The organism is uncultured Corynebacterium sp. (assembly GCF_902782855.1).
GTDB lineage: Bacteria > Actinomycetota > Actinomycetes > Mycobacteriales > Mycobacteriaceae > Corynebacterium.
Window position 1 is genome coordinate 1 of sequence record NZ_CACZOO010000353.1, and the last position, 6,809, is coordinate 6,809.

Below are 6,809 nucleotides of genomic sequence, written 5' to 3' on the forward strand. Positions count from 1 at the left end.
CCGCCGGCCCCGGCGGACCAGATGACGGTGTCGAAGGGACGGAGCAGTCCGACGATGTCGTCGGTGCTCATCGTCTCGATGTCGGCGACCCTGCCGGTCGCTCCGGCGGTCTCGACGTCGTCGATGTGCCGGGGGTCGCGGACCACGGCGGTGACGGTGTTCCCGTCGGCGACGAGCAGGGGGATGGTCAACAGGGACACGCGGCCGTGGCCGCCGATGATCACGATGTCGCTCATGGGGCCCAGCCTAACGACAGTTCGGCAGCGGTGCGGGGGTGCGCGCGAGCCGGGTCATCCCCGCAGCTGTGAGATGCGTAGCGTCACCGGTGCGTCTTCCCCGGAGCAGCCGGTCAGCCCGTCGACGGGGACGACAGTGGAGTCCCTCTCGTCCGGGGGATAGACGCGCAGGGCGTCCGCCGGGGTGGCGGTGCACCGGTCGCCGAAGACGCCGGGGTTGGTGATCTTCAGGTCGGCGGTGGCGGTGTCACCGGGGGAGAGGGTGATGACCGGGGCATCGCCCTGCCGGGCGGGTTCCCGGTCTGCGGCGGCGCCGACCTGTGTCGCTCCGTCTGCTCCGGTGACGAGGCTGACCCCGGGGTAGCCGCTGAGGGTGCAGTCCGCGCCGGAGGAGTTGGTGAACGTCAGGGTCCGGTAGACACTGCCGGCGGCGCCTTCCGGGTCCCCGACGGTGACGGCGAGGCCGCCGGTGTGGCAACGGTCGTCGGCGGTGACGGCGGTGACTGCGGTGGCGTCCCCGGTGGTGGCGGCATCGGTTGCCGTGACGGTGGTCCCGGCGTCGGTTCCGCCGGCGGACCCGCCGGTGTCACCGCCGTCGTCGTCACCACAGGCGGCGAGGACGGATACGGCGGCGAGGGTGACGGCGGCGACGGCGGTGGACCGATGTGATGGAAGCAATGTCCTGATGCTCATGTGACCCACATTAGCCGTAGGGCCGGCCCGATGCAGGTCGCTCCCCCGGCACCCGACTAGCATGTCGAGTCAGTGGTGATGCCGGAACAGATGAAGACTATCCCGTCATGGCGTCTCCCTCCCACACCCACGATGACTTCCAGGAAACAGGAGTATCCATGGCCTTCAACCCAGAGTTCAATCTCTTCCAGCTGCCCGAGGAGTACCGGGATCTGCGGTCCGCCATCCGGCAGATCGCCGAGCAGGATATCGCCCCGCACGCCGCGGACGTCGATCAGAACGAGCGTTTCCCGGAGGAGGCGCTGAAGGCCCTCAACGAGAGCGGTTTCAACGCCGTCCACATCCCTGAGGAATTCGGGGGACAGGGTGCGGACTCACTGGCAGCCGTGATCGTCATCGAGGAGGTCGCCCGGGTCTGCGGGTCGTCCTCGCTGATCCCCGCGGTGAACAAGCTCGGCACCATGGGTCTGATCCTGCAGGGTTCCGAGGAACTCAAGGCCAAGGTGCTCCCGGACATCGCCAACGGTGCGATGGCCTCTTACGCGCTCACCGAGCGTGAGGCGGGCTCCGATGCCGGCGGCATGAAGACCAGGGCCGTCCGCGACGGTGACGGGTGGGTCCTCAACGGCTCCAAGTGCTTCATCACCAACGGCTCCCGGTCGACCTGGTACACCGTCATGGCGGTCACCGATCCCGATGCCGGCTCGCGCGGGATCTCCGCGTTCATGGTCCACAAGGATGACCCGGGATTCCGCGTCGGCGGCCTCGAGCACAAGCTCGGCATCAAGGGCTCCCCGACGGCGGAGCTGTACTTCGAGGACTGCCGTATTCCGGCGGACCGCATGATCGGTGAGGAGGGGACCGGTTTCAAGACCGCCCTGCAGACCCTCGACCACACCCGTCCGACCATCGGGGCGCAGGCCCTCGGCATCGCCCAGGGCGCCTTTGACGCCGCCGTGGCCTATGTCAAGGAGCGCAAGCAGTTCGGTAAGCCGATCGCGGCCTTCCAGAACACCCAGTTCACCCTCGCGGACATGAAAATGAAGATCGACGCCGCCCGGCTGATGATCTACACCGCCGCCTCCAACGCCGAGCGCGGGTTCGCCGAGAACGGTGAGAAGCTCGGTCTCATGGCCGCAGGGTCGAAGGCCTTCGCCTCCGACATCGCCATGGAGGTCACGCTCGACGCCATCCAGCTGCTCGGCGGCTACGGCTACACCCGTGACTTCCCGGTCGAGCGGATGATGCGCGACGCGAAGATCACGCAGATCTACGAGGGCACCAACCAGATCTGCCGCATGGTCATGGGGCGGCAGATCCTCAAGTAGAGGTCAGGCGTCGGCCACCGGGGGTGCGGGGGTGACCGCACCGGGGTCCGCCCAGGTGAGGTTGATACCTCGGCCACTCAACCATCCCTCCACCGAGCCCCCGTCGATCATTCCGGTGATGAGCCGTTGGGCGGAGTCCAGCGCCCGCCGGGCGGTTTCCGCGTCGACATGGCCCGCGGTCAGGGCGTCCCCCAGCTCATCGAGGTCGAGGACCTCCCAGTACCCTCCCGCGTAGGTGACGAGGTCGATGTAGAGGTCGGTGGTGCGCCATACACCGTCCGTCGGGGACACCGGGGGATCGACGAGCGCGATGTCGACGTACAGGTCCTGGCAGGGGTAGGAACCGTGGCCGGTGCCGTTGCGGAAGTGGAAGCGGTTGACCCGTAGGTCGACGTCGGGGAGCAGCCAGCTCTCCAGGTAGCCGAACCTGGGGTGGTCGGCCGGACGCGCCATGTAGAGTGCTGTGGCGTCCCCGCCCCACCGTTCGACCTTCCGGGCGATACCCTTGGGGTCGGTGTTGACGTCGGATGCCGTGTCGAAGATCTCGGTCTTCGGAGGGTGTGCACCGTTCATGTCCGCGGTTGTACCACGGTGGGGTCCGTCAGGCGACCTGTGTCAGTCCGACGGTCGGGGCGAACTCGCAGTTTGCGGGGCCGGGCTCCTCGTCGGTGGTGACTCCACCGCTGAGCACGCCCACCACCGGTCCGGATCCGGTGTCCGCCAGGCCGTTGACGGTTGCGGGGCCCCCGGTGTTCAGACCGCCGGGGACCAGCGGGGTTCGCCCCGTCCTCCCGTCAGCGACATTGAGCCAGTCGACCTGCATGGTCGTGGTCTGCCGGGCGGCGGCGGGGCCGGTGCCCAGCGCGGTGAAGACGAAAGCGGTCTGGCCGGGACCCACCCCGGGCAGCGGGAGCGGCGCCGGACCGGGGACGGCGATGGCGGTGCCCACGGCGTTCGAGGTCCCGCCGATGCAGTCGGTCGCCACGGTGGGCCAGCCGAACTGGGTGAACACCGGACCGTTCTCCGGTAGCTCCACCCCGGCGTCGCCGTCGCCCCGGAAGAAACCGATGACCCGTAGCAGCGTGTCCTTCACCTGCTCCGGTAGACCGGGCCGGTCGGCGAAGTGCTCGAGTCGGTCGAGGAGTTCGGGGGAGGGGCGTCCCAGGTCGTCGACCGGGACCGCCGGGAACACGGGCAGGGGCTGGGCGGAGGCGGACGGGGTCACGGTGGTGGGCACGGCGAGAACCGTCGCGGCAGCCAGGAGCGCTGCGGCAATGCGGCGGGGACGTCGGATGGTGTGCACGTGGAGCCTTTCGAAAACCTCATGAGTCACATTAGTAACAACAGTAACATGCGTAACGTCTGGATGGCGCGCTCCTGTCTGATGAGAAGAATAGGCGGTGGAGCGGGTACGCTGTACCCCCGTCCGTATATCGGCGGCCCCGATATGCCCGAATGTTGCTTCTCCCCGCACAATAAGGAAGACCTGGATCTGTGTCACTGACTGAATTCCGTAATGTCGCCATCGTCGCGCACGTCGACCATGGCAAGACCACCCTCGTGGACGCGATGCTGCGTCAGTCGGGTGTCTTCGACCCCCACGCACAGGTCGAGGACCGTGTCATGGACTCCGGTGACCTGGAGAGGGAGAAAGGCATCACCATCCTCGCCAAGAACACCGCCATCCGGCGTGTGGGTGCGGGCAAGAACGGCGACGACCTCATCATCAACGTCATCGACACCCCCGGGCACGCCGACTTCGGTGGCGAGGTGGAGCGCGCCCTGTCGATGGTCGACGGTGTCGTCCTGCTGATCGACGCCTCCGAAGGTCCGCTGCCGCAGACCCGCTTCGTGCTCGGCAAGGCCCTCGAGGCCAAGATGCCGGTCATCATCTGCGTCAACAAGACCGACCGCCCGGACGCCCGCATTGACGAGGTCGTCTCCGAGGCGCAGGACCTGCTGCTCGAGCTGGCGTCCGCCCTCGACGACCCGGAGGCGGCCGACGCCGCTGAGACCCTCCTCGACCTTCCGGTCATCTACACGTCCGGTCGCGCGGGCAAGGCGTCCACCACCAACCCCGGCAACGGCAACGTCCCGGATGCCGAGAATCTCCAGGCACTCTTCGACGTCATCTACGAGGTTCTCCCGGAGCCCTCCGCTGAGCATGACGCCCCGCTGCAGGCCCACGTCACCAACCTGGACTCGTCCAACTTCCTCGGCCGCATCGGCCTGGTCCGCGTTTTCGCCGGTTCCCTGCACAAGGGTCAGCAGGTCGCGTGGATCCATTATGACGAGAACGGCGACGAACACATCAAGAACGTCAAGATCTCCGAGCTGCTGCGCACCGTCGGTGTGGACCGCGTCCCGACCGACGAGGTCATCGCCGGTGACATCGCCGCCATCTCCGGTATCGAGGACGTCATGATCGGCGACACCCTCGCCGACCCCGAGCACCCTGTCGCCCTGCCGAAGATCACCGTCGACGAGCCCGCCATCTCCATGACCATCGGCGTGAACACCTCCCCGATGGCCGGCCGTTCCGGCAACCAGCTGACCGCCCGCGTGGTGAAGAACCGTCTGGACCAGGAGCTCATCGGTAACGTCTCCATCAAGGTCCTTCCGACCGAGCGTCCCGACGCCTGGGAGGTGCAGGGCCGGGGCGAGATGGCGCTGTCCATCCTCGTCGAGACCATGCGCCGTGAGGGCTTCGAGCTCACCGTCGGTAAGCCGCAGGTGGTCACCAAGACCGTCGACGGCAAGCTGCAGGAGCCGTGGGAGCACATGATCATCGACGTCCCCGAGGAGCACCTCGGCGCCGTCACCCAGCTCATGGCCGCACGCAAGGGCCGCATGGAGGGCATGGACAACACCGGTAACGGCTGGATCCGGATGAACTTCCTCGTGCCGGCCCGTGGCCTCATCGGTTTCCGCACCATCTTCATGACGGAGACCCGCGGCACCGGTATCGCCAACAGCTACTCCGCCGGCTACGACGCCTGGGCCGGAGAGATCAAGGACCGTCCGAACGGCTCCCTGGTCGCCGACCGCACCGGTCAGATCACCGCCTACGCGCTGACCCAGCTGGCTGACCGCGGCACCTTCTTCGTCGAGCCCGGGACCGAGACCTACGAGGGCATGGTCGTCGGCCAGAACAACCGCGACGAGGACATGGACATCAACATCACCAAGGAGAAGAAGCTCACGAACATGCGTTCCGCTACCGCGGACGCCACCGTGACGCTGGCCAAGGCGCGTAGCCTCTCCTTGGACGAGGCGATGGAGTTCTGCGGCCACGACGAGTGTGTCGAGGTCACCCCGGACGCCACCCGGGTGCGCAAGAGTATCCTCGGTGCCACCGAGCGCGGCCGTGCCGCGTCCCGCGCCAAGCAGCGCGACAAGAAGTGATCGTGAACCGGTAGTCGTCCCGCGCACGGGGCACGGGTGAGAGGAGCCGTCGGGAGTGGTAGAAGTCAGTCGCCCCCGGCGGCTCTCGGCAGTGGTGGCCTCCCTCGGTGTCGCCGCTCTGCTCGGCGCCGTGCTCACCGGGTGCCAGGCCCGTCCCTCGGACGCACCGACGGTGGCCGCCCCGCAGACGGGCGGCACCTCCGCCGCGACGACGCCGGACGACGGTCCGGTCCCCGATGAACTGCGTACCGTGACGGTCGGGTTGGACAGTATCCCGACCGATCTCAACCCCCATCTCATCGGTTCTCGTTCCCTGGCGACGAGCGTGGTCGCGCAGCTCACCCTGCCCAGTGCCTTCACCGTGCCCGTCGACGGTGCGGGCACGGGTGCCCGGACCGAGGTCAACAGTGACCTCCTGGAGTCGGTGGAGGTCACCGGGGGCACAGAGGTCGCCCCGACCGCTGTCCGCTACGTGCTGCGGCCCGACGCCCAGTGGTCGGACGGGACGCCTGTGACCGGCGCCGACTTCGACTACCTCCACCAGCAGATCACGGTGAGCTCCGGGGTCGTCGACTCCGCCGGGTACGCGATGATCGACCGGTTGTCGGTCTCCGCGGGAGGGCGGACCGTCGACGTCACCTTCACCGGGCCGGACCCGGACTGGCGGGACCTCTTCTCCGACCTGTTGCCGAGCCACATCTACCGTTCGGAGGGGCGGAGCTTCGACACGATGATGTCCGGGGTGCCCGCGGCGTCCGGCGGGGTGTTCCGGGTCCGCGCCGTGGACACCGCCCGTGGTGAGATCCGGCTGGAGCGCAATGAGCGCTACTGGGGGGAGTCGCCGGCACGCAGCGACCGGATCGTCCTCTCGGTCGTGCCGGACGCCCGTACCGGCACGCAGATGCTGCGCACCGGCCAGCTGCAGATGGTGGTGACCGGTGAGCAGGGGACGACCACGGCGGGGCTGGCCGCCGTGCCAGGTCTCCGGGTCCGGGGGATGACGCGTCGCGCGGACCTGGTCCTCACGCTGAACACCTCGTCCCCGCGGATGGCTTCGCCGGCCAACCGGGCTTCGGTGACCGGTGCGCTCGACCCTGATGCGTTGGCGAGGATCCTCACCGGTGACCCGGCCGCATCGGCCCCCCGC

7 protein-coding genes are annotated in these 6,809 nt (G+C 68.2%); 3 read left to right on the top strand and 4 right to left on the bottom strand.

The window, feature by feature from the left end; all coding sequences use genetic code 11:
- A partial coding sequence (locus tag QZV72_RS14285; RefSeq protein ID WP_297009367.1) for an NAD(P)H-binding protein occupies nt 1-236 on the bottom strand: 236 nt, incomplete at its 3' end.
- A gap of 54 nt (nt 237-290) precedes the next feature.
- Nucleotides 291-929, bottom strand: a complete 639-nt coding sequence (locus QZV72_RS14290) for a DUF4232 domain-containing protein (protein WP_297009368.1) — start codon at nt 927-929, stop codon at nt 291-293.
- A gap of 158 nt (nt 930-1,087) precedes the next feature.
- Here QZV72_RS14290 and QZV72_RS14295 point away from each other — a divergent pair, with 158 nt between their 5' ends.
- Nucleotides 1,088-2,257, top strand: a complete 1,170-nt coding sequence (locus tag QZV72_RS14295) for an acyl-CoA dehydrogenase family protein (RefSeq protein ID WP_297009369.1) — start codon at nt 1,088-1,090, stop codon at nt 2,255-2,257.
- A 3-nt stretch (nt 2,258-2,260) separates the two neighbouring features.
- Here the strand turns inward: QZV72_RS14295 and QZV72_RS14300 are convergent, their stop codons facing one another.
- On the bottom strand, nt 2,261-2,830 hold the full coding sequence (locus tag QZV72_RS14300) for a DUF402 domain-containing protein (protein ID WP_297009370.1): 570 nt from the start codon (nt 2,828-2,830) through the stop codon (nt 2,261-2,263).
- Between the two features lie 28 nt (nt 2,831-2,858).
- Nucleotides 2,859-3,560: a hypothetical protein gene (locus QZV72_RS14305; RefSeq protein WP_297009372.1), complete on the bottom strand. Its 702-nt coding sequence runs from the start codon at nt 3,558-3,560 to the stop codon at nt 2,859-2,861.
- A gap of 191 nt (nt 3,561-3,751) precedes the next feature.
- On the opposite strand from QZV72_RS14305, the gene typA reads away from it, so the two are divergent.
- Both typA and QZV72_RS14315 read left to right on the top strand, forming a co-directional pair.
- Nucleotides 3,752-5,662, top strand: coding sequence for a translational GTPase TypA (gene typA, locus QZV72_RS14310; protein WP_297009373.1), 1,911 nt, complete (start codon nt 3,752-3,754; stop codon nt 5,660-5,662).
- Between the two features lie 55 nt (nt 5,663-5,717).
- On the top strand, nt 5,718-6,809 hold a 1,092-nt coding region (locus tag QZV72_RS14315), incomplete at its 3' end, for an ABC transporter substrate-binding protein (protein WP_297009375.1).

Coding starts and splice junctions, on each gene's coding strand:
- QZV72_RS14290 (WP_297009368.1), bottom strand. CDS start 929: ATGAGCATCAGGACATTGCTTCCATCACATCGGTCCACCGCCGTCGCC.
- QZV72_RS14295 (WP_297009369.1), top strand. CDS start 1,088: ATGGCCTTCAACCCAGAGTTCAATCTCTTCCAGCTGCCCGAGGAGTAC.
- QZV72_RS14300 (WP_297009370.1), bottom strand. CDS start 2,830: ATGAACGGTGCACACCCTCCGAAGACCGAGATCTTCGACACGGCATCC.